General features: G+C 68.7%; 27 protein-coding genes. 12 read left to right on the top strand and 15 right to left on the bottom strand.

Features of this window, described 5'->3' with window-relative positions; all coding sequences use genetic code 11:
• Positions 1 to 234: 234 nt before the first annotated feature.
• The gene (locus ACLJOK_RS05575) at positions 235 to 1377 is read left to right on the top strand and encodes a low temperature requirement protein A (protein ID WP_410816561.1); all 1143 of its coding nucleotides are present in this window, start codon (positions 235 to 237) and stop codon (positions 1375 to 1377) included.
• A 246-nt stretch (positions 1378 to 1623) separates the two neighbouring features.
• On the opposite strand, the gene ACLJOK_RS05580 is transcribed toward ACLJOK_RS05575, so the two are convergent.
• From ACLJOK_RS05580 to ACLJOK_RS05590, 3 genes are read right to left on the bottom strand one after another with little or no spacing between them, the layout of a single operon-like run.
• Positions 1624 to 2304, bottom strand: coding sequence for a GOLPH3/VPS74 family protein (locus ACLJOK_RS05580; protein ID WP_410816562.1), 681 nt, complete (start codon positions 2302 to 2304; stop codon positions 1624 to 1626).
• On the bottom strand, positions 2301 to 3020 hold the full coding sequence (locus tag ACLJOK_RS05585) for an ABC transporter permease (protein WP_410816563.1): 720 nt from the start codon (positions 3018 to 3020) through the stop codon (positions 2301 to 2303). The genes ACLJOK_RS05580 and ACLJOK_RS05585 overlap by 4 nt, the downstream gene beginning before the upstream one ends.
• Before the next feature lie 26 nt (positions 3021 to 3046).
• Positions 3047 to 3928 (bottom strand): ABC transporter ATP-binding protein, encoded by an 882-nt coding sequence (locus ACLJOK_RS05590; RefSeq protein WP_410816565.1) that lies wholly within the window; start codon positions 3926 to 3928, stop codon positions 3047 to 3049.
• Positions 3929 to 4032: 104 nt separating this feature from the next.
• Here ACLJOK_RS05590 and ACLJOK_RS05595 point away from each other — a divergent pair, with 104 nt between their 5' ends.
• The 3 genes from ACLJOK_RS05595 to ACLJOK_RS05605 all read left to right on the top strand — a co-directional run bounded on the left by ACLJOK_RS05595 (position 4033) and on the right by ACLJOK_RS05605 (position 6695).
• Positions 4033 to 5187, top strand: a complete 1155-nt coding sequence (locus ACLJOK_RS05595) for a sensor histidine kinase (protein WP_410816567.1) — start codon at positions 4033 to 4035, stop codon at positions 5185 to 5187.
• Positions 5184 to 5786 carry a response regulator gene (locus ACLJOK_RS05600; RefSeq protein ID WP_410816568.1) on the top strand — a complete coding sequence of 201 codons (603 nt, stop codon included), beginning with the start codon at positions 5184 to 5186 and terminating at the stop codon, positions 5784 to 5786. Before ACLJOK_RS05595 ends, ACLJOK_RS05600 begins: the two co-directional genes overlap by 4 nt.
• A 375-nt stretch (positions 5787 to 6161) precedes the next feature.
• Complete coding sequence (locus ACLJOK_RS05605; protein WP_410816569.1) at positions 6162 to 6695, top strand: CPBP family intramembrane glutamic endopeptidase; 534 nt, start codon at positions 6162 to 6164, stop codon at positions 6693 to 6695.
• On the opposite strand, the gene ACLJOK_RS05610 is transcribed toward ACLJOK_RS05605, so the two are convergent.
• Positions 6682 to 7149, bottom strand: a complete 468-nt coding sequence (locus ACLJOK_RS05610) for a hypothetical protein (RefSeq protein WP_410816570.1) — start codon at positions 7147 to 7149, stop codon at positions 6682 to 6684. The genes ACLJOK_RS05605 and ACLJOK_RS05610 overlap by 14 nt on opposite strands.
• 392 nt (positions 7150 to 7541) lie before the next feature.
• Between ACLJOK_RS05610 and ACLJOK_RS05615 the strand changes: the two genes are divergently transcribed.
• Together ACLJOK_RS05615 and ACLJOK_RS05620 are read left to right on the top strand one after the other, a co-directional pair.
• Positions 7542 to 8036, top strand: a complete 495-nt coding sequence (locus ACLJOK_RS05615; protein WP_410816571.1) for a nuclear transport factor 2 family protein — start codon at positions 7542 to 7544, stop codon at positions 8034 to 8036.
• Between the two features lie 124 nt (positions 8037 to 8160).
• On the top strand, positions 8161 to 8694 hold the full coding sequence (locus ACLJOK_RS05620) for a DUF3995 domain-containing protein (protein ID WP_410816572.1): 534 nt from the start codon (positions 8161 to 8163) through the stop codon (positions 8692 to 8694).
• On the opposite strand, the gene ACLJOK_RS05625 is transcribed toward ACLJOK_RS05620, so the two are convergent.
• Positions 8695 to 9651: a GNAT family N-acetyltransferase gene (locus ACLJOK_RS05625; RefSeq protein WP_410816573.1), complete on the bottom strand. Its 957-nt coding sequence runs from the start codon at positions 9649 to 9651 to the stop codon at positions 8695 to 8697.
• A gap of 229 nt (positions 9652 to 9880) precedes the next feature.
• Here ACLJOK_RS05625 and ACLJOK_RS05630 point away from each other — a divergent pair, with 229 nt between their 5' ends.
• Positions 9881 to 12094 (top strand): hypothetical protein, encoded by a 2214-nt coding sequence (locus ACLJOK_RS05630; RefSeq protein WP_410816574.1) that lies wholly within the window; start codon positions 9881 to 9883, stop codon positions 12092 to 12094.
• 37 nt (positions 12095 to 12131) lie between these two features.
• Here the strand turns inward: ACLJOK_RS05630 and ACLJOK_RS05635 are convergent, their stop codons facing one another.
• The 7 genes from ACLJOK_RS05635 to ACLJOK_RS05665 form a co-directional block, all read right to left on the bottom strand.
• Positions 12132 to 12947 carry an NAD-dependent epimerase/dehydratase family protein gene (locus ACLJOK_RS05635; RefSeq protein WP_410816576.1) on the bottom strand — a complete coding sequence of 272 codons (816 nt, stop codon included), beginning with the start codon at positions 12945 to 12947 and terminating at the stop codon, positions 12132 to 12134.
• A gap of 14 nt (positions 12948 to 12961) precedes the next feature.
• On the bottom strand, positions 12962 to 13366 hold the full coding sequence (locus tag ACLJOK_RS05640; RefSeq protein ID WP_410816578.1) for a cupin domain-containing protein: 405 nt from the start codon (positions 13364 to 13366) through the stop codon (positions 12962 to 12964).
• Positions 13354 to 14805, bottom strand: coding sequence for a PLP-dependent aminotransferase family protein (locus tag ACLJOK_RS05645; RefSeq protein ID WP_410816579.1), 1452 nt, complete (start codon positions 14803 to 14805; stop codon positions 13354 to 13356). The genes ACLJOK_RS05640 and ACLJOK_RS05645 overlap by 13 nt, the downstream gene beginning before the upstream one ends.
• On the bottom strand, positions 14789 to 14923 hold the full coding sequence (locus ACLJOK_RS05650) for a hypothetical protein (RefSeq protein WP_410816581.1): 135 nt from the start codon (positions 14921 to 14923) through the stop codon (positions 14789 to 14791). Before ACLJOK_RS05650 ends, ACLJOK_RS05645 begins: the two co-directional genes overlap by 17 nt.
• Positions 14920 to 15804, bottom strand: a complete 885-nt coding sequence (gene sigJ / locus ACLJOK_RS05655; RefSeq protein WP_410816583.1) for an RNA polymerase sigma factor SigJ — start codon at positions 15802 to 15804, stop codon at positions 14920 to 14922. Before sigJ ends, ACLJOK_RS05650 begins: the two co-directional genes overlap by 4 nt.
• 111 nt (positions 15805 to 15915) lie before the next feature.
• The gene (locus ACLJOK_RS05660) at positions 15916 to 16215 is read right to left on the bottom strand and encodes a sigma factor (RefSeq protein ID WP_410816584.1); all 300 of its coding nucleotides are present in this window, start codon (positions 16213 to 16215) and stop codon (positions 15916 to 15918) included.
• Positions 16216 to 16244: 29 nt separating this feature from the next.
• Positions 16245 to 16679 (bottom strand): hypothetical protein, encoded by a 435-nt coding sequence (locus ACLJOK_RS05665; RefSeq protein ID WP_410816585.1) that lies wholly within the window; start codon positions 16677 to 16679, stop codon positions 16245 to 16247.
• Positions 16680 to 16853: 174 nt separating this feature from the next.
• Here ACLJOK_RS05665 and ACLJOK_RS05670 point away from each other — a divergent pair, with 174 nt between their 5' ends.
• The 3 genes from ACLJOK_RS05670 to ACLJOK_RS05680 all read left to right on the top strand — a co-directional run bounded on the left by ACLJOK_RS05670 (position 16854) and on the right by ACLJOK_RS05680 (position 18868).
• Complete coding sequence (locus ACLJOK_RS05670) at positions 16854 to 17465, top strand: copper resistance protein CopC (RefSeq protein ID WP_410816587.1); 612 nt, start codon at positions 16854 to 16856, stop codon at positions 17463 to 17465.
• Between the two features lie 153 nt (positions 17466 to 17618).
• The gene (locus tag ACLJOK_RS05675) at positions 17619 to 18386 is read left to right on the top strand and encodes an SDR family oxidoreductase (protein ID WP_410816588.1); all 768 of its coding nucleotides are present in this window, start codon (positions 17619 to 17621) and stop codon (positions 18384 to 18386) included.
• Positions 18383 to 18868: a hypothetical protein gene (locus ACLJOK_RS05680; protein WP_410816589.1), complete on the top strand. Its 486-nt coding sequence runs from the start codon at positions 18383 to 18385 to the stop codon at positions 18866 to 18868. The genes ACLJOK_RS05675 and ACLJOK_RS05680 overlap by 4 nt, the downstream gene beginning before the upstream one ends.
• 96 nt (positions 18869 to 18964) lie before the next feature.
• Here the strand turns inward: ACLJOK_RS05680 and ACLJOK_RS05685 are convergent, their stop codons facing one another.
• From ACLJOK_RS05685 to ACLJOK_RS05695, 3 genes are all read right to left on the bottom strand, one after another.
• Entirely contained in the window at positions 18965 to 20293 is a 1329-nt protein-coding gene (locus tag ACLJOK_RS05685) for a ricin-type beta-trefoil lectin domain protein (RefSeq protein ID WP_410816591.1), read from the bottom strand.
• 143 nt (positions 20294 to 20436) lie between these two features.
• The gene (locus tag ACLJOK_RS05690; RefSeq protein WP_410816592.1) at positions 20437 to 22872 is read right to left on the bottom strand and encodes a non-reducing end alpha-L-arabinofuranosidase family hydrolase; all 2436 of its coding nucleotides are present in this window, start codon (positions 22870 to 22872) and stop codon (positions 20437 to 20439) included.
• Between the two features lie 610 nt (positions 22873 to 23482).
• A complete protein-coding gene (locus ACLJOK_RS05695; protein WP_410816593.1) occupies positions 23483 to 24466 on the bottom strand; it encodes a GNAT family N-acetyltransferase in 984 nt (327 codons plus the stop codon).
• A gap of 414 nt (positions 24467 to 24880) precedes the next feature.
• On the opposite strand from ACLJOK_RS05695, the gene ACLJOK_RS05700 reads away from it, so the two are divergent.
• Together ACLJOK_RS05700 and ACLJOK_RS05705 are read left to right on the top strand one after the other, a co-directional pair.
• Positions 24881 to 25771 carry a hypothetical protein gene (locus tag ACLJOK_RS05700; protein ID WP_410816594.1) on the top strand — a complete coding sequence of 297 codons (891 nt, stop codon included), beginning with the start codon at positions 24881 to 24883 and terminating at the stop codon, positions 25769 to 25771.
• Positions 25764 to 26264 (top strand): SigE family RNA polymerase sigma factor, encoded by a 501-nt coding sequence (locus ACLJOK_RS05705; protein ID WP_145792748.1) that lies wholly within the window; start codon positions 25764 to 25766, stop codon positions 26262 to 26264. Before ACLJOK_RS05700 ends, ACLJOK_RS05705 begins: the two co-directional genes overlap by 8 nt.
• Positions 26265 to 26301 lie beyond the last annotated feature (37 nt).

Below are 26301 nucleotides of genomic sequence, written 5' to 3' on the forward strand. Positions count from 1 at the left end.
CCGACGGCACCCGCGTGGCGCAACGGGCGTACCCCACGAAGGGAGATGCAACCCCGTGCTCGTAGTGCGCCGTTCGCGCCGATTACCACCGGCATTCTTCCGGTATCGACTCGACGACCCGCCCGGCGTGGTACCAATACCCGGATAGGCGAAGCCGGCAGGAATGGGCGGCCCATGTCGACAAGGGCAGCAGCGCTGCTTCGAAAACCCGGGCAACCCCAGCGACCGAGCCTTTTGGAACTCTTCTTCGACCTGGTCTTCATTTTCGCCCTCAACCGGGTCTCACAGCGGCTGGTCGAGGAGTTGACCGAGCGGCCTGTCGTCCTCATCGACGTCGGCGAGACGCTCCTGTTGCTGCTGGCCTTCATCGTGCTGTGGTTCGTCACCGCGTGGGTCACCGACCTCTATGATCCGCAGCGGCCGCAGCTTCAGGTGCTGGTCTACACGGCCATGCTCGGCGCGCTGGTGATGGCAGTCGCGGTGCCGCATGCGTTCGGGGACAGGAGTCTGGCCTTCGCTGGCGCGTACGTGGCCGTCCACATCATTCGTGGGCTGGTCATCGTGCCGCTGCTGCGCGGCCACGAAGCGCAGCGCCGAGCGGCTGGGGTGTTCTTCTGGTTCACGTTGTCGGCAGTGCCGTGGATCGCCGGCGCGATCGTGACGGATCTGGCCCGCACCCTGCTGTGGACGCTCGCGATCGCCATCGACGGCACGGCACTGCTGCTGTTCTATCCCGCGCCGTGGTCCCGCCCCACCCAACGGCAGTGGCCCGTCCTGGCCGAATACCTGTCTGAGCGCTACCGACAATTCTTCATCATCGCTCTGGGTGAACTGATTCTGACGACCGGCTCGGCCTACAGCGACACATCTTTTCGCCAAGGCGGAGCCGCGGCGGCCTTCGCGGTCGCATTCATCACCACTGTGCTGCTGTTTCGCGTCTACATCTTCAGGGCGGGCCAGCTGTTGCCCGAAGCCATCAGAGTCGCCGCTGAGCCCGCGCACCTCATCCGGGAGGCTTTCCTCGCGCACGTACTCATGGTGGCCGGGATCGTCGCTGTTGCCGTCGGATACGAGATCGTGATCGAACATCCGTTCGGGCACACCAACGCGGCGTGGATCCTCGTCGTCCTCGGCGGACCGATGCTCTTCCTGATCGGGCGGGCCTTGGTGGAACATGCCGTATTCGCCCGGGTGTCCCGCTCTCGGATCGTCGGCGCTGTGGCGCTTGCCGGCGCCTCGCCGTTCATGATCCTTCTGCCGCCGCTGGCCGTGGCAGTCATCGCCGTCATCGTCCTCGCCGGCATCGCCGCTTCCGACGCCGTCCACGCCAAGGGAAAACCACCCGAACGACCGCATCCGGCCAACTCCAGGCTGTGAGCGTAGAAGCTGTCACCGACCCGCACGCGTCCGTCGGTCGTGTGGAGGCCGCTGCCAGGGCGCGGCGTGCTCCCGCATCCTGGCAGCGGCGTCGACACCGGACGGGGCGAGATACCCAAGCGCACGGCTCATCGTCGTACTCCCTCGCTCGTCGTCGACCGGCGACGCCAATTGCTGACACCGATGTCAGCGGCAAGGATGTGCAGCCCGGCTCACAATGACTGGACCGGCCTGGTCTCGCGCGCCCTAGCTTCGAGGAAGCACTGTGATGGCCGCGATGGCGCTGTTGACGACGGTGGCCGTCACGGTGCGGGTCACGGCTGCCGCTGCAGCGTCGGCACCCCAGGTGCCCCGCTCGAGTTCCTTGGCCCGGCTGATCACCGATGACGTCCACGGGATCTCGCTGTGGAACTGCGGGAGTGTCCCGCTCGCCGAGAGCAGCGCCGCGAGCGCGGCGACCCGCGCTTGCGGCTCCGCGCCGTCGACGAGGACCCGCCGAACGTCGGCGAGCAGGGCGGCCCGTCGTTCGGTCCTGCCGCCCCGCAGGGCCGTCGTCCGGAACAGGCCGAGCACCTTTCGGGGCTCCTGGTCGATGTCCCCTCGTTCGATGAGCCGCTCCAGCACCGGCTGGCGCAGGGCGGGACCGATCGCGGCCAGGGCCGTCTGCACCCCTCTCGGTTTCTCGGCGAGGTAGTCCCAGGCCGGGCGCAGGAGGCCGTCCGACGGTGGGTGACCCGCCACGCTCCCTAGCCGACCCCGGTCCGCCGTGGTCAGGTGGTCGCCGAGGGCGAGGTCCGCGAGAATGGCTCCGCCGAGGACGTAGAAGAGGGTGTTCTCTCCCGCGATGGTCCCGGACCTGGGTTGGAACAGGAGCAGCAGGAGATCTTCCACCAGGGTCGGCGCGTCCGACCGGGCTTCAGTGGTCATCGGCGGGGCTCCCAGCGGAAGAGTCGGGTGGCCAGAGCGACGGCGATGACGACCCAACCGAGCGTGGGCGCGAGCAGGAGCAGGGAGTCGGTCACCGCGACGCCGCCGTTCCAGGCGTTCATTGTCAGTTCGGTGGCCGCACCGCCGGGCAGCAGCCGCTTGAGCCAGGCGAGGTTCTCGGTGCCGGAGATGCCCACCCAACTGGCCATGGCGATCACTCCGAGGGTAACGGGCAGGGTGGTGACCTGGGCGTGTTCGGGGGAGTTCGTCAGCCCGGCCGTGGCCAACGCCAAGCCGATCATCATGGCCACTGTCGCGAGGAACGCCACCACCAGCAGAGCGACGTTCGCCGGTCCGCCGGCGACCACTGCCAGGGCGGTCAGGATCGCGGTCACCTGCACCACGGCGAGAAGGAGTACGGGCAGCAGCAGGCCGGCGAGGATGCTGGTGTCGCTTGCGGCGGTGGAGCGCAACCGCTTGAGGAAGAGGTTCTGCCGTCGGGAGGCCAGGGTGGTGACGGCGGTGGCGTAGAGCCCGAACGCGGTGATCGTGAACAGGACGATCGCGGCGATGTAACCGAGGCTGCCGAGGGCGGCGTAGGTCTCGTGCTGGCGGACGAAGAACGCGCTGACGACTACCGGGATGATGAGGCTGGTGATCAGTACCAGCCGGTTGCGGAAGATCTGGATCAGTTCGCTGGACGCGATGGACAACACGGTGAGGCTCCTCGCGGAAGATCGGATCAACTGTTGATGGCGCGGAAGACGTCGTCGAGCCGGGTCGGCCCTGCCGCCAGGTCCCGCATTTCCACGGCGTGGTCCTGCGCCCAGCCGAGCAGGAGGTGCAGGTCCTTCTGCAGCTCGAAGGTCTCGACCACGACCTTGCCGCCCGCGTCGACGGCGGCTCGCACCGGCAGCGTCGGCGCCGGTGCCGGGAGGGAGAAGCGGATGACCGCGGGCAGGGTGCGGGTCAGCTCGGAGACGGTGCCTTCCCGGTGGAAGGCGCCCTCGTGCATCAGCCCGATCCGGTCCGCGCGCTGTTGCGCCTCCTCCAGGTAGTGCGTGGTGAGCACGATGGTCGCGCCGTTCTCCCGGAGCCGGTCCACCGTCGCCCAGACCGCATCGCGGGACTGGATGTCGAGGCCGGTGGTCGGCTCGTCCAGGAAGATCAGTTCCGGGGTGCCGTAGACCGCTGTGGCGAAGTCCAGCCGCCGCTTCTCCCCGCCGGACAGCTGCGACACCTTGCGGCCGGCTCGGCCGGTGAGGTCGACCATGTCGAGCACCCGGTCGACGTCGTCGGTGCGTCGGGTGAGCCGACCGACCAGACCGACGGACTCGCGGACGGTGAGGTCCGGGGAGAATCCGCTCTCCTGGAGCATGACGCCCATTCGGGGACGTACCGCTCGCCGGTCGTCGGGGCTGCGCCCGAAGACGCGTACGGTGCCCGAGGTTGGCTTCCGGTGTCCCTCGACGACCTCCAGGGTCGAGGTCTTCCCGGCTCCGTTGGTGCCCAGCAGTGCGTAGAGCTCTCCGGGTCGTACCTCGAAGGAGAGGTCCTTCACGGCGTGGAAGTCGCCGTAGGTGAGGTTCAGCCGTTCGACTTCAATGATGGGTGTGGTGGACATGGACCAATGACAGCGCGGGCGCGGCCGACCTGTCAGTGGCGCCACGTCATCACCGCATGTGACGTGGTGTCACTGGTCGGGGCCCCTGGCTGCCGGATACTGACATGGTGACCGCGAGATCGCAGCGCTTCACCGAGTCGACGCAGGGAAGACTGCGCCGGCTCAACCTCGCCACGTCACTGCCGCCGGTGGTGTTCGCCGCTGTGGTCCTGCTCTGGACCGACGCGCGTGCCTGGTGGCACATTGTCGTCCTTGCGCCCGGGGCCGTGGCGGCCGTGGTGGCCTTCGAACGGTGGACGGCCAACGACCTCGCCCGGGTCGCGCTGCCCTGCCTGGTCGTAGCGGCAGCGGTCTGGCCGCTCGGGGTCCTGGTGACTGGCAGCCCCAACGCCTACTGGGGTGTCTGCGCCGTGGGTTCGCTTGCCCTGCGCGAGGTGCGACGACACCGGGCTCGGACGATGGCCGGGCTGTTCACCTACGTCGCCGCCGTCGGCGCGGCGCGGCTGCTGGTGCAGCCTGACGACATTGGTGGCGTCCTGGTCACCTACGTTCTCATCCCGACAGCTCTCACCGTCCTCGTGACGCTCTTCACTGTGTTGGGCGAGCGGTTCTACGACCTCATCCGGGAGCTCGAACAGACTCGGGAACGCGAGGCGGAGCTGGCAGTCGTCCGGGAGCGCGTGCGGTTCGCCAGCGACCTGCACGACATCCAGGGCCACACCCTGCACGTGGTCAAGCTGAAGATCGCCCTGGCCCAGCGACTGCTGCTGCGCGACACCGCTCGGGCCGAGAAGGAGCTGCGGGAGACGTACACGCTGGTCAGCGACACCATCGCGCAGACCAAGGAACTCGCCTACGCGCAACGGCGGCTCAACCTCACAGCGGAGATCGAGAACGCGAAGAACCTGTTCGAGGCCGCCGGCATCCGGGTCCGGGTGACCCGGGAGGCCGAGGTCGATGCCCGCGCCAGCGAACTGCTCGGGCAGGTGCTGCGGGAGACGACCACGAACATCCTGCGGCACGCGCAGGCGACCCAGGTGCAGATCACGCTCGCCGCGTCGGGCATCACCATCGCCAACGACGGCGTGACCGCCAGCGCGCCCCCCGAGCTCCGGGGACTGGCGGCATTGAGGCAACGGGTGGCGGGCGACGGGGGTGAGCTGACAGTGGAACAGAAGGACGGGCGGTTCCTGACCGCAGCGGTCTTCCCACCCGCTCGGGCCGACGCGGCCCCGACCGTCACGGGGGACGGCCGATGACCACCATCGTGCTCGCCGACGACGAGGCCCTGCTGCGCACGGCCCTGGCAGCGCTGTTGCCGATGGAGGGCGACATCACCGTTCTCGCCGAGGCGCAGGACGGCCGGACGGCGATCGCCGCCACCCTGCGGCACCGGCCCGACGTGCTGGTCATCGACCTGGAGATGCCGGGCGTGGACGGCCTGGGCGCGGTCGCCGAGATCCGCCGGGAGCGACCGGAGCAGGTGATCCTCATGCTGACCCGGCACGCCCGCCCCGGCGTGCTGCGCAAGGCGCTGAAGCTCGGCGTCCAGGGCTTCGTCAGCAAGTCCGCCGAGCCAGCCCACATCACCTCGGTCATCGCCACCCTGCACGCGGGGAAACGCTGGATCGACCCGGACGTGTCAGTGCTCGCCGTCACCGACGACTCCCCCCTCACCGACCGTGAAGCCGACGTCCTGCGGGTCACCGGCGAGGGCTACTCGGTCGCCGACATCGCCGCTCGGCTGCACCTCGCTCCGGGCACCGTCCGCAACTACCTCTCCAACGCGATGCGCAAGACGCAGACCCGGACCCGCCACGAAGCGGCCCGCTACGCCCGCGAACACGACTGGCTGTAATCGCCCTGGCGGCCGAGGCCGCGATCCCCACCTTGTGACGGTGGTCGGGACGCGTACGGCCAAATGTCACGGTGACGTGGTGACGCGGCGGCACTGCCGGCGAGGCGCGGCGAGCGCTGCAATGGGGATGCCCACCCCTTCGAAAGCAAGCACCCCGATGAACGCAGGAAGCTCGCGCCTCCGACCCGATGCCAGCGACCTTCACGCCGTTGAAGTTCCTGGCCGTCAACCTCAGCATCGGCGCGGCGGGCGCTCTCGCGATCCTCCTCCTGGTGTGGATCGCCAAGATGCCGTGGCGCAGCCTGATCAGCTCACCCCGAGCCTTCGACGCACGCCGCCTGACGTACTACCTGATCGGCACGGCGCTGCTGGTGGGTGCCGGGATCGGTGTCGTGGCGCTGGTCGCGCCCGACGCCCCGGGGGTGGACCGCGTTCGGTGTCACCGGCACGACGGTCGGCATGCTGGTGATCATCGTGCTGAGCACCCACGTGCAGGCCGTCGGCGAGGAGCTGATGTTCCGAAGTGCCGTGCTGCCCGCCGCCGCGTCCTGGGTGCGTGCGGTCCGCCCGGCCCTGGTCGTCGGGCTCGTCGTCTCCGGCCTGGGCTTCGCCGTGGTCCACCGGTCGGCTGATCCCTGGCTGTTCGGTTACTACACCGTGGTCGCCATCAGCACTGGCCTGATGGCGATCATCAGCCGCGGCATCGAGGTGCCGGTCGCCTTCCACGTCGCCAACAACGTTCTGTTCACGACCGTCAACACGGTGATGGCCGACGGCGAGGCCTTCGCGATCGACCGGTCCAGCGACTCCGGTGACGCGTCCCTGCTGATCCTCGGCGCCGTCAACATCGCCATGGTGGTGCTGGTCTGGCTGCACGAGCGGCGAGCCCGGGCCGTCAGTAGTCGGTGAAGGCGTTCACCCAGGCGGGCAGCTGTTCGGATGGGAGGAACACCTTGAGGTCGCCGACCGTCTGGGTCGCCGTGCCCCACACCTCGTACCGGCTCCCGGCGCTGATCGGAGTGCGGTCGTGCAGCAGTCCGTGAAGCAACTCCAGGGTGATGTCGTCCACCCGGCCGTGGAGCCGGGCGGTGTGCATCAACGCGAGCAGGCTCTGCCGGCGTGTCTCCGGATTGGGCGAGCGTAACCCGCGGGCGACCCTGGGCAGGACCGCGTCGGTATCGGGGTTGTTGTAGACCAGGGCGATCAGTGCGGCCCCGACGTGCTGTTCCCCGCGGTCGAAGGCCGCGTCGATGTCCGCGGGTTCCTGGCAGTGGTTGAGGTTGCTGGCCCGCTCCCAGTCAAGGTCGACGGGCTCGGCGTCGTCGTCCTCCGGTGCACAGTCGCCCGCTGCCGCATAGATCACCGGTCGAGTATCCGCCGATCGGCACGTCAGTACTAACCAGTATGTGAGGTCAGGCGTTGAGGTCGGCCCACTGCGCCTGCCGCTTTGGGGTCAGCGAACTCCGCCAGCCAGCCGGCACCGTGATTGCGGTTCAGTCGGCACTCGATCGCCTGGGCGTCGAGCCGGATCAACTCTGACGTGTCAGGCGGCGATCCCGGTTGTCAGCCGAGGGCGTCGCGGATGCCGATGACGGTCTACCGTGGACGTACACTCCCGAGCCATCAATGCCGGACGGACCGCTGCGGGACGAGCTTGCCGACCGCAGAAGAGCCGTTTGCCGAAGCGTTCTAGACGTGACAGCGGCATGCGGCACCAGAGCCTCCGGTGTCCACAGCAGATATGGGGGAGTACCAGTGGATCAGTCATATGACTCCGTCGCCGCCTGGCGGACCGCCGGCGAGGCCCGTGACGCCGCCGGTGCGGTCGCCGCCCTCAGCCCTGATGTCACACTGGTCTCGCCGATCACCGAGCAGTTCACCTTCCAAGGCCGCCAGCAGGTACGCACCCTGCTCGAAGTGGCCCTGGCCGCGATCGACGACATCACCTACACCGACCAGGTCGCCGAGGGTCGCACCGTGGCGCTCTTCTACGAGGCGCAGGTCGGCGAGGTGCGTCTCTACGAAGCCCAGCGACTGCGCCTGGGTGCCGACGGCCTGATCAGCGACATCACCCTCTACGTCCGGCCCTTGCCGGCGCTCACCCTCCTGATGGCTCGCCTCGGGCCCGACCTGGCCCGGCGCAACGGACAGTCGGGCCTGGCCCGGCTGATCCCGCTCGCCAGCGGCGCGATGCACTCGATGGCCGCCACCGGCGAACGGAGAATCATGCCGAGAGTGGCACCCCGGTAACAGCCCTTGCTGTCAACAATTGCCGGGTTTGGTGCGTTGACACTCCCGCACCTCGCTCTTCCGGGGGAGTGAAATCCACCCAGGGCGGGAGGCGTCACGGTGTTGGCTTGGCGAGGGTGCTGGTATGCCCACTTTCAGAGGTCGTCGCTGGGCGTACGGCGCCTTGGCTTGGTTGATCTTCTTTGTGGTGTCCCACGTGATCCTGGTGTTCTTCCCTGGGCCCGATCCAACCGGTGATGGACCGTGGGGAATGAGGGCCTACGTGATCTTCAACGTGGTGCTCATCTCCATGTCGACCATCGGAGCAGCCGTCGTTCTCGCCACAGTCCGCCCGTGGGCTCGACATCTTCCCCGGTGGCTACTTCTGACGCCACTGTTGTGCGGCAGCGTGCTGCTCGTCATCCGGGGTGTTCCAGGAATGGTCGAGAATCTTCTGATGGTCACCGGTATCCGTCGCGGTGGTTTCGTGGGGGTGGCGGACGTCTCCACGGGCGAGTTCTGGACCGGCATCGCAATCAATACCTACTTCTTCGCAGGAGCAGTGTTGCTGGTGGGGACAACCGTTTCCTACGGCTGCCGATCAGCGGAGAGCGCTCCGGAAAGCCGTCATCCTCGTTCCGTCGAGCCGGGCGACGACGAACCCGCCCGCTGCCGGTAGTCATTCAGGCCCGCCGCGGTCGACGTGGTGCCGCGAGCTCAGCGCCTCGCGGACGATGACCAGGTTGGCCATGTCGACGACCGGCCGGTAGCCGAGGGCGGCGTAGATCTTGTTGGACGTCGGGTTGGCTTGGTCGGTGAACAGGCAGGCCCGCGCGCCCTCGGCCTGAATTCGCCGGGAAACCTCGGCGACCGCGTTGCTGGCCCACCCGCGTCCGCGTTGAGCCGGCGGTGTGTACACCGGGCCCAGGCGGGCCACCCCGAACGACGGCGGGTTGGCGCCGGTGAGGTGCACCGGCTCCCCAGTTCCGTCGACCCAGAACCACAGTCGTCCGGCGTGGAGCCGACGCAGCATCTCCGCGCGGTCGGGCACTTCGTGTGCGCTGGCACCGCGCGGGCGGCCCGCCTGTTCGTCGGCGTCGCCCATGAAGGCGGCGGACCACTCCGTGACCAGTCCCACGTCGCCCTCGGTCGCGGCCACCAACCCGCCCGGCACCGGTGGCGGCCACGTCAGCTCGCCGAGCTCGTGCAGCCGTGTGTGCTGGTTGACCTGGACTCGACCGCCGCCGAGGCGGGTCAGCTCGGCGGCGCACAGGTCAACGGCGGGCAGGGCCCCGTTGACCGCGAGGACCTCCTCCCCGCGCTCGTGCAGTGCGCGGGCCAGCGCAACGGCCGCCTCGTCGGGCATGGGCAGCAGGAATGGCGGACAGGGGGCGTACGGCGCCGTGCGCATCCCGGCACCGACCACGGCGCCGGAGTCGTCGCTGACCACCAGCCACCAGTTGCGGTCGGGCTGCGAGATCCCCTCGGCCCGCTGCGACAAGTGCCGGTTCGCGATGGTGGTCACGACCGTGCTGACGACCGGATCGGCGCTCAGGTAGTCACCGGCAGCGGCCAGGAACTCGCCCGGATCGGCGCAAAATCGCAGCCGCAGTCCGGCCCTCGGGACAGTGCTCATCCGCGTACGCTAGCCACCGCCTACCACATCGACACGGGAATTTGCGGCGGCCCGAGGACCTGCAAGCGTCCAGCCAAGCGCGAGGAAGGCCCACGGTTGGTCTCGGCCGGGCGGGGTACACCGCCGCGAGTGGCGCGAGGGCTGGTTCACCCGGCTTGGCCACCGTTCGGAGGGGCCGATGTCGGGTGCATCAGCGCGGTCACGCGGGCCGGGGATGTCCGATGACGTGGTGGAGCTACGGGTACACGGGGCCGCCAGCGCGAGCGCCGCGCAGGTGTTGAACGTGTCGCAGGTCGAGCAGGTCGCGGGCGACCGCAGTGGGGGCTTCTACCGGCCCCGCCGCGACTGTTCCTGCCGTAGCGGCGAGCGGGTGACGGAGGCGTACCGCTGGGGTGACCTGCCCGCCGGAAGCGTGGTCCGCACACTGACGCTGGTGTTCCTCCTGCCGTTCATGCTGGCCAACCTCGCGATCTGGATGCGACCGGCGAACCCTGGCTCCGATGGGATGGTCAGATCCCTGTGCCGGTTGCTGGCGCTCACGCTCACCGCGCTGTACGTGCTCGCCTTCGTCGGCGTCACGCTGGACCTGATCGCGTGGAAGTGCATGGGCTCGTCACGCTGCCTGGCCGGGCGCACCTGGTTGTCCTGGCTGGGTGGGCAACCGGTGGGCCTGCGCCTCGCGGTCCTCGCGGTGGTTCCGGCCGCGGCCATCGGCCTGCTCTGGCGGTCCGGCACGCGGCCAGGGAAAATGTTCGACGCGTTCCGCGCTCCCGCGGACGAGGTCTCCGAGCATCGACTCAGCGGGATCGGTCAGTGGGACGCCGGGCCGCTGGTGGGTCGGCTGCGCTCGATTCACGTCGCGGCGGCGTTCGCGACACTGGACGTCGCTCTGCTCGCCGCCCGAGCCGCGACCGGCGCCTCGGCCATCACGATTGCACTGGCCGTGGCCACCGGGACGGTGCTGGCCAGCTGCGTGGTCCTGCTCTGCTTGCCCCCGCTGCTCGACCGGGCGGCCTCGGATCAGCGACTGGACCGAATCACCCGCACGGTGCGGACGGTGGCCGTGGCCCTGACCATTGTGGTGACGGCCCACGTCCTCGCCAGCCCGGCACCGTGGCACGAGGGGGGTGGGCTACCCGGCTACGGCGCAGTTCTCACCACGCTGTTCGTTGCCCAGACGACCCTGCTGGCCGCCCTTGGAGCGGTGCTTCTCTGGCCCCGGGGCCGGCGGCGGGACACCATCCCGCTGCTCGGGCTGGGCGCACTGGTGATCGCGGCCAGCGCGGTCAGCCTGGCGGTGGCAGTGTCCGCCGAGTTCGTCTACCGGGTGGCGGATTTCCTGGACCGCGACGCGCCTACCGGAGAGGGTCTGGCCTCCGGTCTGCCGCCAGCGTTCACCTGGGCGATCTTCGGCTTTCTCCGGACAGTGCTGTTCACGCTGGTGGTAGCGGTTCCGGTCATCCTCATCTCTCGACGGCGCCGACTCCGTGCCGCGGCGGCGATTGTCTCCTGCGACTACCCGGACCGGCCGCCCAGGGCCGCGACCCGACTGCGGCAGGTGCAGAAGGCGATAGCCAGGGCTCGCTTCACGGAGAGACTGATCCCGTTGGCGGTGGTCTACGCCTGCCTGGCCGGGATCGGCACGGCCACCACCACCCTCGGTCTGCTGGAGTTGCTTCCGAGCGAGTCTGTGCAGCGGTACGCACGGGTGCCCGGCGACCTGATCACCTTCTCCATCGCGTTCGGGAGCTGGGGGATCGCCGCGATCATCCTCGCCCTGGCCGTCGGCGGAATCTTCGCCTACCGGACGGCCGAATTCAGGCGCCACGTTGGTGTCCTGTGGGACCTCGGCACGTTCTGGCCCCGGGCAGCCCACCCGTTCGCGCCACCCTGCTACGCCGAACGAGCCGTGCCGGAGCTGACTCGCCGAATCACGTACCTGGTCGGACGCGGCAACCTCGTGCTGCTCACCGCACACAGCCACGGTTCGGTCCTGGCCGCCGCGACAGTCCTCCAGTTACCGCCCCACGTCAGCAGCCGGGTCGCTCTGCTCACCCATGGGTCACCACTGAGCCGCCTCTACGCGCGACTGTTCCCCGCCTTCGTCGACGACGAGGTGCTGCACGAAATCGGCGATCGGGTCGAGTGGCGGTGGGTGAACCTGTGGCGCGACACCGACTCGATTGGCGGCTGGATATTCTCCGCCCACCGAACAGTCGCGCCGGTTAGCGTCGGCCGGCCGGCGGCAACTGTGGACCGCCGGCTACGAGATCCCGCCGACGTGGTGCCGCTGCCCGGCGACAGCGTCCCGCCGCCGATCCAGGGACACCGGCCCCGCGGGTCGGAGCAGCGGTACGCCGAGGCGGCCCGCGAGTTGATTGAGCGCCTTCGCCGGCCGGTGGACTCAGGGCCACGTCCGGGCGACCCGCCGACCGGGCAGTGACGGATTCGGGGGAGCAAGGCGAGCGCGCGCGGACGGCTCACACGGTGGCGAATCCCTGCCGCCAGGACGGATAGGTCGGGCTCCAGCCGAGCTGCGCGCGGGCGTGATGGTTGCTCGCTCCCCGCGCCCAGCCATGCCGCTCGCCTTCGGTCACCGCTGGCGCCGGCACCCCGGCCGCCGCGCAGAACGCGGGCACCCACTGAGAGGCGGCCGCGGGCTCGTCGTCGCAGACGTTGACGACGCCGGTGGTCCACTCCAGAGCCGCGATCGCGGCGGCGACGGCGTCGTCGATGTGCAGCAGGCTACTCACGTCCGCGTCGGCGGGGACCTTGCCGGCGGCGGCGAACTGGGCCATCATGCCGTCGCGGGCGTACCAGGTGTCCGGGCCGTAGAGGGTGCCGTACCTCAGCACGACCCACTCGGGCGCCTCTTGAACCGCGGATTCGAGCGCGGCGGCACCGCCCACACTGGTCTGCCGCGGCTCCGCGGCGTCGAGGTCGAGGGGCGTCTGTTCGGTGGCTGGCTCGGCGCCCGGCTCGTACGCCCAGGCGATGCTCTGTGCCACGATCCGGCGTACCCCGGCGGCGAGCGCCGCGTCGACCAGGTTGCGGGTCCCGGTCCGACGCAGCCGCGAGTTGGCGGCGAAGTCGCCAGTGCTCAGGCTGGTCAGCTGGTGCATCACCACGTCGGGCCGGGCGTCGCGGACGGCGGCCGCCACCGCGTCCCGGTCGAGCACGTCGACGGCGACCGGGCCGTTGCGGGCCAACCCGATGACCTCATGCCCCTGCGCGGTCAGGATCGGCGCGAGTCGGCGGCCGATGACGCCGGTCGAACCGGCGAGAACGATACGCATGACGTGCCTCTCCGTCAGTTCGGCCGCGATGAGCGGCGGTCTTTACGCTGTTCGAGCTCCTCGGGGCTCACCAGCACCAGCATTTCCTGGCCGGGCGCGCACACCATCACGACCACGAATGTGGTCACCCGATCGGGCAGGTTGTTGGCGGACCGGTAGTGGATGACGTCGCCGCCGGGCTCCCAGAACGCCTCACCGGCCTTGACCACCCGTTCGGGCTCGCCCTCCAGCTCGAAGATCATCTCGCCCTCGAGCAGGTAGCCGAAGACAGGGCCGGAGTGCCGGTGTGGCGGCGTGCCCGGGTCGCCCGGCGGCAGTTCGATCGTCGCTGTCATCACATGCGAGCCCTCCGGCAACTCCGGCGGCATGGCCGTGCCCAGCAGCACGACCTCGTTGTTTCCGATCTTCATGGTCTGCATGAATCGAACGTATCCCCGACCGGACCAACAGGATGGACCGGTTGGCGACCGGTCTGCTGGACCAGTTGGCAGAGTCCGGACAGTGCCTCCTGCCAGGCATGAGCCGGCGGCGCCGCGTATCCGAGGACCAGCGCCGCCGCCTGCCGCTCATCCGCCGGATCGTGCCAGTACCCGTTGCCGTGCAGGCCGATCAGGTGCAGTCCCTCGTGGCGCCCGGCCTCGACCAACCAGCGCTCCTCCGCCACGGAAGCCAGCGGTAACAGCGCGTGCACGCCGGCAGCGATGCCCTCCAACGCAGTGGTGGTCACCTCGGCCAGGCGGCCGGCCAGCTCGGTCCGGCGACGCCGGTAGGTGAGGCGCATGCGGCGGATGTGCCGGTCGTAGTCGCCGTGCGTGAGCAGGTCGGCCATGGTGAGCTGATCGATCGCGGAGACTGCGGCGCCGGCCTCCACGATCGTCGTCGTCAGTTCGCGACGCAGTGGCTCGGGTACGACGAACCAGCCCAGGCGTACGCCCGGCGCCAGCGACTTGCTCGTGCTGCCGGCGTACACGATCCGCTCCGGTGCCAGCGCCTGCATGGCGCCCACCGGCCGCTGGTCGTAGCGGAACTCGCCGTCGTAGTCGTCCTCGATCAGGAACGCGTCGTGCTTTCGTGCCCACGCGATGAGCCGGTAGCGGTGCCGTGGGGCGAGCACCACCCCGGTCGGATGCTGGTGCGCCGGGGTGAGCAGCGCGGCCTGACCCGCCGCGTCGTCCGGGTCGGCCCCGCCTGGGCCGACGCTGAGCGGGGTGACTGTCAGCCCCGCGGCCCGCAGCACCATGCGGTGATGGGCCAGACCGGGGTTCTCGGTGGCGATGGCACGTACTCCCCGCCGGTGCAGCGTCCGCGCCAGCAGGGAGAGGCCCTGGGTGAAGCCCGCCGTGATGACCACCGAATCCTTGTCGCAGAGCACTCCACGAGTGCGCGCGAGATAGCCGGCCACCGCCGCCCGCAAACCGGGTAGGCCGGTCGGCTCGGAGTAGTCCAGCGTGCCGTGCGGAGCCGTTGTCAGCGCCCGGCGGACACTGTCCGCCCAGGCCGTGCGGGGAAACGACGCGAGATCGGGAATCCCCGGCCGCAACTCGATCATTGGCCCGGCCGGGGGCGACGGCTGCGGTTGCCGGCGCGAGCCGGGCGGATCATGGACCACGTCCGCGACCCGGGTGCCCGAGCCGGTTGCCGCCAGCAGCCACCCTTCCGCCACCAGCTGCGCGTACGCCTGCACCACAGTGCCCCGGGCCACGCCGAGGTCGGCGGCCAGGCTCCTGCTTCCAGGCAGGCGCGACCCGGCCCGCAGCCGGCCCGTTCGAATGCTCTCCCGTAACGCGCTCTCCAGCGAGCGACCCGGGAAACCCGCACTCCGATCGAACTCCAGATGCAGGTCAAGCGACTTCGTCACTCAGCAACGATCCCATTCGTGCGACCAGCACCGGCAGCTTCGGCGACGACTCACGCGCCAGACCATCGACCTCGACGTACGTGCCGTCGACGAGGCAGGCACCGGTGCCGACGGTCACCGCTGGAACTGGGCTAGTTTCTGCGGGTTGAGGATGATGAACACTCGTTCGATCCCGGCGGGTGAGGCGTCGATGGTGACCAGAGCGACAGTTGCCCCCGGCCGCGAGACGAGGATCGCGGCCTGGCCGTTGGATTCGACGATCTCGGGTGAGAGGTCGCGGCCGAACTTCCGGATCAGTCCCAGGAGGTAACGCGCGACGTTGTCACGTCCGACGACGGGTAGCTGGGCGGCCCGGACGGTGCCGCCGCCGTCGGCGTAGGAGATGGCCGTTTCGGCGAGCAGTTCCTCGAGCTGGGTCAGCTCACCGGAGCGGGCTGCGGCGAGGAAAGCATGCAGCAGGCGGTCGCGATCGGTGTGGCCGACCGGTTCGCGCCGCTGCCGGGCAAGGTGCGTGCGGGCGCGGTGGCCGAGCTGTCGTGCGTATGCCTCGCTGACGTCGAGTACCTCGCCGATCCGCCGGAATGGGTAGTCGAACGCCTCCCGCAGCACGTACACCGCCCGCTCGGCCGGGGTGAGCCGTTCCAACAGGAGTAGCACGGCGAGTTCGAGTGACTCGTTGCGTTCGGCCTGGAGTATCGGGTCGGCGGAGGTGTCGACGGGCTCGGGTAGCCACGGTCCGGGATACAGCTCGCGGCGGGCGCGAGCCGACGTCGCGGCGTTCAGAGCGAGCCGAGAAGTCGTCGTGACCAGGAACCCGATCGGGTCCCGTACGTCGCTGCGTTCGGTCTGCTGCCACCGGAGCCAGCTTTCCTGCACGATGTCCTCCGCCTCCGCGACGCTGCCGAGCATCCGGTAGGCGATGCCGAAGAGCCGCGGACGGACCGCGTCGAACACCGCTAACGCGTCGACCAGTGCCCCGTCTTTTCCTTGCCCTGCCATGGCCGCCGCCTCGTCGCTTCCATCCCTGATTGTGCGGGTGAGTTCGAACTGCCGCCGATATCGCTGCTGTCCGTGGAGCACCAGTGACACAGGTACCCCTGCGGGGCCGTACTACAGCATCTGACCGGCCGTATGGCCTGCGGCTTGGGTCGGCGACGATTCGAGCAGACGGATACAGATCTGCACGAGTGTGCCGACGAGCCAGGTAAAGGGACTGTCGACGCCGTCCTGTTTGTCGTCAGGCGTCGTGTACCAGACGGTGTAGGTCGCTTGTACCGCGTGTTCGGCGGCGTCGACCGAACCGAGCAGGTGGTACGCGAGGTTCTTGAGGAGGCGTCGTTCGGCGACGACGACGCAGAACGCGCTGGGCAGCGCGTTTGACCGCAGTGGCCGCAGGGGTTCGGGAACCATCGGCTCTCCCAGTGGTTGGCGCAGCAGGATCAGTGGGCGGCCCGAGCCGAGGCGAGGCCGCGCCGAGCCGCCGAACGGTCTCGTAGCGCCGTCAGCAGGATGATCACCAGGCCGATGAGCGCCACGGCCGCGTTCGCGGTGGTGAGGAGGATTGCCTCACCTACTGTCGCCCCCTGCATGTTCGTGAGGTGATAGAAGAAATGGGGCAGCGCGAAGACCGAATAGGCAGCCGCGGCAGGGATGACGAAGTGGGCCTTGGGTTTGACCGCCGCGATGCCCAGCAGCAGGGCGATCGCCAGTGACGCCGTACCGAAGTCCCGCGCATAGTGCTCGCTGAACGGCGGCGTGAGATCCACTGTCGGGAAGTTCGCGTAGAAGCTGGCCGGCCAGATCGCGTTCCAGACTCCGACCACGAAATTGTCGAGAAACAAGATCGCCAGTGCGATGCGGATGATGGCGGTCATGATCGTCGCTCCTTGCGCTGTACCGGTGGTGGGTGAGTGTCACCAGGTAGGGACCGAGCAGGTCTCCGATTCGTGACACACGGTCCCGGCTGCGGCCTCTGCTGTCACGAATCGGGGGGCCGCTCGGTCCTGTTCGCAGACGCCGCGGTCGTTCGCGGCGGAGGGGAGCACGCCATGAAGAGAAGCGTTGCGGCGCGCGTGACCGACAAGTCAGACGCCGGTCGGGCGCCTCGCATTCGTCGTAGCGTCAGACTGATCGTCACGGTCGCGCTTGCTGCCGGTCTCCCGCTGGCGGTCACGCCCGCGCCCGCGTACGCGCACGGCGCGACGCATTCGATCACGCCGACCGCCGGTGCCGCGCTCGCCAAAGCCCCGCAACGGGTCGAGGTGGTGTTCGCCGCCGAGATCACGTCTGACAGCAGTGTCACAGTGATGGACCACACGGGAACGGATTGGGCAGGCGGTCGGCCGGTCATCCGCGGAGCAACGCTGCGCCATCAGGTGAGGGCGGACATGCCTGACGGCTGGTACGAGATCAGTTGGCGAGCAACCTTCACCGACGGACACCCGGTGGCCGGCACGGCGGAGTTCACTGTGGGAGCGGAAGCTGCGGCGGACTCTGCGGCGAATCCGTTTCGGGCCCGTCTCACACACGGCGGAGTCGTCGCGTTGTACGCCGCCTCGGGTGCAGCCGTACTCGCTCTCCTACTCGCGATCTTGACGCTCTCACGCGGTGTCTACACCGCCGGCAAGCGCACTGGTACAGGTGAGGGCTCCACCCTTTAGGGCTATTTGCGCAGTCAATTCCAGGACGAGAAGTCTCGGAGAGGTAGAACCAACAGTGACATCACAGTGGCTGATCCCCCTTTCACCCCGGCCCCCGGTCCGGGCTACGCGCCACCGCGGCGTTGCGGCGAACGCAGATCGGGAGGTAGCTCAGTGCGTATCGCGGTAGCTGGCGGGACCGGCTGGGTTGGACGTCTCGTCGTCAACGCCGTACGGGCCTCCGGCCACGAGCCGGTCATCCTGGCCCGCTCCACAGGCGTAGACCTGATCCGCGGTTCCGGGCTGGACGAGGCGCTGACCGGCGTACCGGTCGTGATCGACGTCAGCAACGTGTCGACGATCAACCGGAAGAAATCGGAGAACTTCTTTGGTACGGCGACAACCAACCTGCTCAGCGCAGGCCAGCGCGCCGGGGTCGGGCACCACGTCGCGCTGTCGGTCGTCGGCGCCGATCGGGTGAATTGGGGCTACTACGCGGGCAAACGACGCCAGGAGAAGCTCGTCCTGGACAGTGCGGTACCCGCGACGGTGCTCCGCTCGACGCAGTTCTACGAGCTGGCCGCGCAGATGCTCGCCACCATTCCCGGCCCGATCGCGGTGGTGCCCCAGATGCTCATGCAGCCGATCGGGGCCCACGACGTCGCCAACTGTCTCGTCGACCTCGCCCTGGCAGACCCGGCCGGCCGGGCGCCCGAGATCGCCGGCCCGCAACAGTTGCGCATGTCGGACATGGCCCGTCGCCTGCTACGCACCCGCGGCCGTCACCGCGTTGTAGTGCCCGTCCGCCTTCCGGGAGCGACCGGTCGAGCCATGGCCGGAGGTGGCCTGCTGCCCACGGGCCCCGGTCCGCGGGGCACACAGACCTTCGACCAGTGGCTGGCCAGCCCGGCAGCACAGAACGCCACCGGACGGACCCGATGAACGAAGGCCGGTCACCCACCCCCGCGGCACCGCAGGCAACGTCAACAGACGGTCGGGACGCTGTGCTGACCGCGCTGATCCGGATCGCTCTGGCCGTCCTCTTCCTCGACGAACTCGTTGTCGGGTTCTGGAACCAGGTCTTCCCCGAAAGCTTCTACAACAACTTCCCGACCGTCACCCTCACCCCGCCGTTCAGCGACCACTACGCGCGAGACTTCGGCGGAGCCACCCTCGGCCTGGCCGTCGTCCTCGGCATAGCGCTCATCGCACCCCGAGCCGCCTTCACCATCCCCGCCGCGGCGGGGTTCTCCACCTTCGCCATACCCCACTTCTTCTTCCACCTGACCCACCTCCACCACGCCACCCGTGGCGAGAAGGTGTTCCTCACGACCGCCAATGCCGTCGTCGCCTTACTCGGCCTTCTCGTCATCGCCCTGACGTTGTTGCGAGACACCAGGCGTCGCCGCCCTCCGGCCACGTGATGCGGGCGGACCCGGCGCGACGGCGGGTCCGCCCGTTTCAGGTGTGCTGGATCTCGCCCTGCACAGGGTCGAACAGGTGGTGCGCAGAGTCCGTGATCAACGCGCGAGGGCGGCGAGCCGGAACTGTTGGTTGGTTTGTCCGTGGCAGTCGTAGAGCTGGATCTGGGCTCCGTTGGTTGTGCTCCAGGCGTCGAGGCATCGTCCGGACTGGACGTTGCTGATGGTGCCGTTGGAGTTGATGTTCCACTGTTGGTTGGTCTGGCTGTGGCAGCTGTAGATCTGCACCGCAGCGCCGTTGGCGGTTCCTGCCGCGTCGAGGCACATGGTGCCGTACACCTGGAGTTGTTTGTTCGAGGTGTAGGTCCAGGCCTGGTTGGTCTGTTTGTTGCAGTTGTAGAGCTGGACCCGGGTGCCTTTTGTGGTCGCGGCGTTGGGTACGTCGACGCACCGGCCGGACTGCGTGCCGACGATCTCGCTGGCGGCGCCTGGTGGAACGGTCGGCGGGTCGGTGGGGGTCGGCGTCGGGGTGGTCGGCGTCGAGGGCAGCAACGGGCAGGTGCTGCGGTACGTGACCACGCCGCTGGAGTTCAGCAATGGGCAGAGGAACTGGCTGTACCGGGTGTCGTTGTCGATGAACATCTTCACGAACGGCAGCATGGTCCGGACCATCACCGGGTTCGACCGTCCGACCATGAAGCCATGGTCCGCGCCGGCGACCTCCACGTAGACGCTCTCCGTCGTGGCCGGGAGGCTGTTGTACAGGCCGGTGGCGTAGGACGGGGTGACCACAGTGTCCGCCTGCCCGGCGAAGATCATGGTGGGCACCCGGTCGTTGGCCAGATTCGACGACGGCGAGTACGGCGCGATGCCGACCGCTGCCTTCAGCGACGGGCGCCGGGTGGCTGCGCTCAACGCGCCACCGCCGCCCATCGAGTGACCGGCGACCGCCAACCGGTTGGGATCGACCCGGTCGCGGACCGGACTCTGCTGTGTGAGGTAGTCCAGTGCGGCGAGCAACTGGGTGCCTCGGGCCGTGTCGAAGTCGTTGCGGCTGTTGGTCTCGATGCCGATCACGACGAAGCCGTGGGAGGCGAGCCACGGTCCCATCCAGGCCAACTCGGCGGAGAACAACGCGGTGTAGCCCGGTGAGATCGCGATGGCCCCGAAGGTGCCCTGGCTGGTGTCGGTCGGGTAGTAGATCCGGCCACCGTTGAAGCCGTACCCGGTCGGGACGCTGACCGAGGTGTTGGCGAAGGGGCCGTTCACGGCGGTGACGCTGGTCTGGGTGGGGTCCGGGCCCCGCTGGTACGGGTTGTCGGCGGCCGACGCCGACCCGGTCGCCACGGTGATGGTGAACAACCCGACTGCGACTGCGATCCCGGCCGCGGCGAGCTTGACCACCCGTCCCCGAAGTCGGGCAGACACCCGGGCTGGGCGGGTGTCCGCTGAGGGTGGGGGGTGGTGTCCGTGTCCTCGCACTGTCGGTACCTCCTGGTGGTGGTGGGGTGGGTGCGGGACGGGCGGGCTCGGTGTGGTGCCGAGCCCGCCCGCCCGGGGATGTCCGGTCGTCAGCGTTGCAGCGTCAGCAGGCCCGGCCGGTACGGCAGGAGGCCGTAGTCGCCGCCGGAGCTGGGGGATCGCCCCTGGTAGAGCAGTTGCAGGTTGCAGGCGTCAACGGTCATGGTCTGGTCGGCGTTGCTGCGGATCAGTTCGCCGTGACTGATGTCGTTGGTCCAGGTGGCGCCGCTGTTGGCCTTGCCGGCGAACGGGTTGCTCTCGGACGTGGCTTGCGGCGTCCACGTACCACCCAGGCTGGTGGCCGTGAACGATCGGAAGTAGCGCCCGTTCGCGCCGATGGCCTCGACGATCATGAGGTACTTGTTCAGGCCCTGGAGCTTGTAGACCTGGACGGCCTCGAACAGGTTGTTCGTCGAGTCGGTCATGATGGTCGTGTAGTTGGAGCCGAAGCTGCCGGGGAAGTTCCCGATCGGCATGCTGGCCCGGTAGATCCGGCCGTTGTCGCCGGCGAAGAACAGGTACATGTTCTGGTCGTCGCCGATGACGGCCTGGTCGATCGGACCGGTATTCGAGTTGGAGATGCTGCCGCTGAACAGCGTCTGCGGCGACGACCACCCGTTCGGGTTGGTCGGGTCGCTGGAGGTCCGGTACGAGAAAGCCGGCCCACCCCACTGGTAGGCCAACACCCAGATGTTGCGCGGCGCGAAGTAGAACAGCGACGGCGCGACGGTCGCCGAGTTCATCGCGTTCTGGCTGGCCGAGCCCATCTGGGAGTAGTTGCTGAAGAGGCCGAAGTTCATCGAGCCCCACGTGGTGCCGGTGTCGTGGGTGGTGGCGTAGACGAGCTGCTGACCGTTGTACGGCGCGACGGTGAAGTCCTTCAGCGACACCCACCCGGACCTTGGCTGCGCCAGCGCACCCGACGACGACCAGCGGTACGACGAGGGAAGGTCACACGTGCCGCCGGTCGGCGGCGGCGTGGTCGGGGTCGTGGTCGGCGTCGGGGTGGAACCGCCCAGGGCGGCGAGACGGAACTGCTGGTTGGTCTGGCCGTGGCAGTCGTAGAGCTGGATCTGGGCCCCGTTGGCGGTGCTCCAGACGTCCAGGCATCGTCCGGACTGCACGCTGCTGATGGTGCCGTTGGAGTTGACGTTCCACTGCTGGTTGGTCTGGCTGTGGCAGCTGTAGATCTGCACCGCAGCCCCGTTGCCGGTGCCTGCCGCGTCGAGGCACATGGTGCCGTACACCTGGAGTTGTTTGCCCGAGGTGTAGGTCCAGGCCTGGTTGGTCTGCTTGTTGCAGTCGTAGAGCTGCACGCGGGTGCCGTTGGTGGTTGCCGCGTTGGGTACGTCCACGCACCGGCCGGACTGCGTGCCGACTATCTCGCTGGCGGAGCCGGGCGGGTTGGTGGGCGGGTCGGTGGGTGGGTCGGTGGGCGGGTTGGTGGGGGTGGCGCTGTTCAGCGCCTCAAGGGTGGCCGTGTAGGCGGCCTTCTTGGTGCCGTTGCAGTCGAAGAGCAGCGGAGTGCCGCTGGAGCGCCACGAGTCGCAGTCGCGCACCCCCCACACGGTGAGCCCGTTGCAGCGAGCCACGGCCAGGCAGTCGTTGACCACACTGCGGTAGGTGTTGGCCTGCGTCGTGCCGGAGCCCTCGATGTCCAACTCGGTGATCTGCACGTCGACCCCGAGGGCGGCGAAGCTGGACAGCGTCGTGCGGTAGTTGCTGTTGTACGGCGAGTTGGCGTTGAAGTGCGACTGGAACCCGACGCAGTCGATCGGCACCCCACGGGACTTGAAGTCGCGCACCATGTTGTACACGGCCTGGGTCTTGGCCCAGGTCCAGTTGTCGGTGTTGTAGTCGTTGTAGCAGAGCTTCGCGTCCGGGTCCGCCGCGTCGGCGGCACGGAACGCCGCCTCGATCCAGTCGTTGCCGGTGCGCTGGAGGTTCGAGTTGCGCCGGGCGCCGCTGTTGCCGTCCTCGAACGCCTCGTTCACCACGTCCCAGGAGTAGATCTTGCCCCGGTAGTAGCCGGCGACCCGGGTGACGTGGTTGAGCATCGCGTTGCGCAGCGCGGTGCCCTCCATGCTCTGCATCCAGCCGGGCTGCTGCGAATACCAGGCCAGGGTGTGGCCGCGGACCTTCCACCCCCGGGATATGGCGTGGTTCACGATCCGGTCCGCGTTGCCGAAGGTGAAGTTGTTCTGCTGCGGCTCGGTCGCGTCGATCTTCATTTCGTTCTCGGGAGTGACGCTGTTGAACTCGCGGTTCAGGATCGTCGTGTAGGCGCTGTCGTTGAGTTTGTTGGCGGCGACGGCGGCACCGAAGTACCGGCCGGACTGGGCCGCGGCGGCGCCGAGGGTCGTCTCGGCGGCCTGGGCCAGGTTGGGCAGCAGCGACACGGCCAGGGCCAGAATTATCGCGGCTGTTCCGGAAAATGTGAGCGTTCGCAGACGGGTGCGTCCGACGGGACGGGTCCGGGAGACCATGCTGATCCTCCAGTGGTGGGGTAGGAGCTTCCTGTCGTTGTTCCGTTGGGAGGCCGCGCTCGGGTCGCGGCGGCCACGATGGTGAGTCCGCCCGAGCGGGCCGGGACCCCCGTCAGGCGTCCGTCCGGATGGGAGTCGGCTCGGGCTGCCTGGCCAGCGGGTAGAGGGTGGTGACGTGGAGGCCCGGTCGCCCGTCGGGGAGTGGTTGCGGGCGCTGGGCTCGTTCGGCGGTGGACGTGGTCACCTGGCAGGTCTGTGGGCCTGACGGTCGGGTGGAGCACCTCCAGTGCTGAAGTGATCTTGTTAACGTTCACACTTGTCGATGGCTCCCAGGCTGGCAGAAAATTCCAGAGTTTTCAACCGGTAGTTTCGGGCCTGTTACGGATCAGCGCGGTAGGGCGCGAGGCCCCCGGGACTGGCCGTACTCGGCACGGCGTTCGTCGCCTCGCCAGGTGTGACTGTTGGACACGATCTCGCCGGGGCGAGCGTCCCGGTGCAGGACCGGCTGCGCGCGAAGAGCGAAGTCCGGAAGACGATGCTCCAGGTGGTCGCCGGCCTGGTGGTGTCCTTCGTACGCGGCGCGGAGCGCGAGTCGACGAACCGTTTTGGCTTACGGCTGTTCGTCGGCCTCGGGGGTGAGCTGCCGCATCAGCACCGCGAACCCTTGCCCCGACTCCACAAAACCCAGTTTCCGGTAGAGCGCCAGAGCGGGGTGATTGCTGTCGGTGACCTTGAGTCGTAGTTGTCTGACGCCGGCTGAGCGCGCACGGTGCAGGACCCGCGAGATCATCGCTGTGGCCACGCCACTGCGCCGCCAGGCTGCACGGGTGCCCAGACAGTGCAGAACCGCCGTCGGCGTGTCAGTGCTGCCGTCGGCGAGCGCGAAGAGGAAGGCGGCCACCGGATTGTCGCTTCGGTCGGCCTCGGCGAGTACCAGGCAGGAGAGGTCGGGCAGGAACCGCGGATGTCCGGTCGCGTGCTGGGGCCAAGTGAGCTGGTCTGGTCGAACCGCTGCCGGGCTGTCGACGTAGGCCTCATTGTGGGCCAGCCGGGCCAGCTCGTCGTAGCGCTCGTCGACAGGTGTCAGCACCAGACCGGGCGGCAGCATGGGAGCCGGCGACTCGTCAGGCACCGCCAGGACGAGGTCCCGTTCGTGCCGAACCAGCGCGAAGCCGCCACGGATCAGCAGCTCGCGGCCGGCCTGGTCGTTCTCGGCACACCGGATACCGAGGACGGCCTGTGCCGATCCTCGGTTGTCCCGCAACTGCTTCGCCTGGTCGATGAGCCAGTGGTGCAGCTCTGCGCGGACGTCGTCCGAGATGTCGGGATGCAACACGTTGGTCAGGCGGATCCGGAGCACGTCGTCCGCTGTTCCCATGTCGGCGACCTCACCGTATGCGGTGACGCTGCCGGTGTCATCGCGGCCAACTCGGGTGCGTCCGGCACTGTCCGGCCCGAGAGTGGCCAGTCGATTCCGGACGTCCTCAGCGCGCTGCTCCATGCCGACAGGGGCGACCGCCTCGGTGCGCTGGAAGAGTGCTGCCAGCGCCGCTGCCTCGGCTGGTGTGGCGCGACTCCAACCCGCGATCCTCATCGATGGTCATCCTATGGAACCGATTCGATGAAGGTCAATCACGTCCGGGGAGCGTCGACGCCGCCGTTGATGGTGATCTTGTGGCGCGACCGGTCGACGTCGGCCGCCTCCATGTCGACAACCTAACCTCCTAGGATGCTCTGCGGGTTGCGCCTCAGCCGACCGTGTCGCCCGCGCAGCAGGGGGGCCGGGACCGCCAGCAGCTTCAGCTGATCGGGCCGCCCGCAGCAACGCCCCTGACAGGGGGAGCGTCACGCTACGGAGGTGGCCGCACACGTACTGAAGACACCGCGTTCCACCGACGAGGGTGGCTGAAAATTCACGCCGAAAAGCGGTAACCAAATCGGCTGGCCAACCCGTCGTGTCAGTGATGGATCGCCACTGCGGGCGGCCGGCTGAGGAGGGATAAGGGACATGGGCGACGTCCGTGGGCGTTTGAGGGACGACCTGGCCCTACACCCCGCCCCGCCGTTGGGTGACCTGGTCCAGCAGTCGGTGATGCAGGGCCGCCGACTGCGCCGCCAGCGCCGCCAGGCGCAGTTCGGCGTCGGCGGAGCGGCGTTGGCGATGCTGCTCGTGATCGGCCTGGCCGCCGGGCCGCTCGGTGTCGGCGCGGATGACGCCGGTCAGCCCGGCGGGCCGAACGTGGTTCTACCGGGTGGGTCGGCAGACACCGCCACGCCGTCCCCGGCAGAGCCCCCGGATGGCGCCCCGGGCGGGTTCGAAGAGGACACCGACGAGGAGCAGCAAGGAGACCCCTATCTGTCAGTGTCGCCGACTCCCTCGACCACGGTGATCGACACCGTGAGGATGGGGCCGGGGCCGGACGGTGAGCTGCTGACCACCACGCCGCAGGGCGCGCTGGAACTGCTGACCCGGCTTCTGCCCAAGGGGAGTACGAGCGGTTACGCGAGTCTGGAGAGCAGCGGGGCGGGCCCCGGCATGCCGTACGTCCAGCTCTACCTGGACCGAGGCGACGGACCGGGCATGCTGCGGCTCTCCATCTACCGGGACCGCCTCGGCGGCGACCCCGCCCCGGGGACTGTGGAGCTGACCGAAGTACCCGACAACTGCGTGCAGACCCAGATGGTCACCGTTCACCACCGCGCTGGCCTCCAGGTCGATCTCATGATCTCCACCTGTCTGGCCTGGGACGCCAAGGGAACCTCGCCGGCACCGCCCGTCCTCTCCGTGAGGGAGGCGACCGAGATCGCCGCCAACCCGACCTGGGAGACGAAACTGCCGGCCGAGTTCGTCATCAGCGGTGCCAAGAGGTTCCCGAAGCTGGCCCGGTCGAATGGCTGACGAAGACTTCGTGGAGTTCGCGCAGGCGACAGTTGGCCGGCTGCGCGACGCCGCGTTCCTGATGTGCCGCGACTGGCATCTCGCCCAGGACCTCACCCAAACGACGCTGGCCAAGGTGTACGCCAACTGGAGGCGAGTCCGCCGGGCCGATGACCCCCACGCGTACGCCCGGAAGATCTTGCTGCGCTGCATGATCGACCAGCAACGGCGTCGCTCCAGCCGCGAGTTGGCGATGTCGGCGCCGCCGGAGCGCAGCGAGGAACATCCGGCCGAGCTGCGCATGACGTTGCTGGACGCGGTCGCGACCTTGCCGTTGCGGGATCGGGCGATCATCGTCCTGCGTTACTGGGACGACCTGAGCGTGGAGACAACCGCCGAGGTTGTGGGCGTCTCCACCGCCGTCGTCAAGAGCCAGAGCATGCGCTCCCTCAACCGCCTGCGCGAGCTGCTCGGCGAGACCCGTTCCGAGCTGTTCGCCGAGGAACGCCATTGACCGGTCCCGCCTGTCGCCAGGGTGCGGCGAATCCCGG

Origin of the sequence: Micromonospora sp. 050-3 (genome assembly GCF_046549335.1) — a bacterium.
GTDB classification, from domain to species: Bacteria; Actinomycetota; Actinomycetes; order Mycobacteriales; family Micromonosporaceae; genus Micromonospora; species Micromonospora trifolii.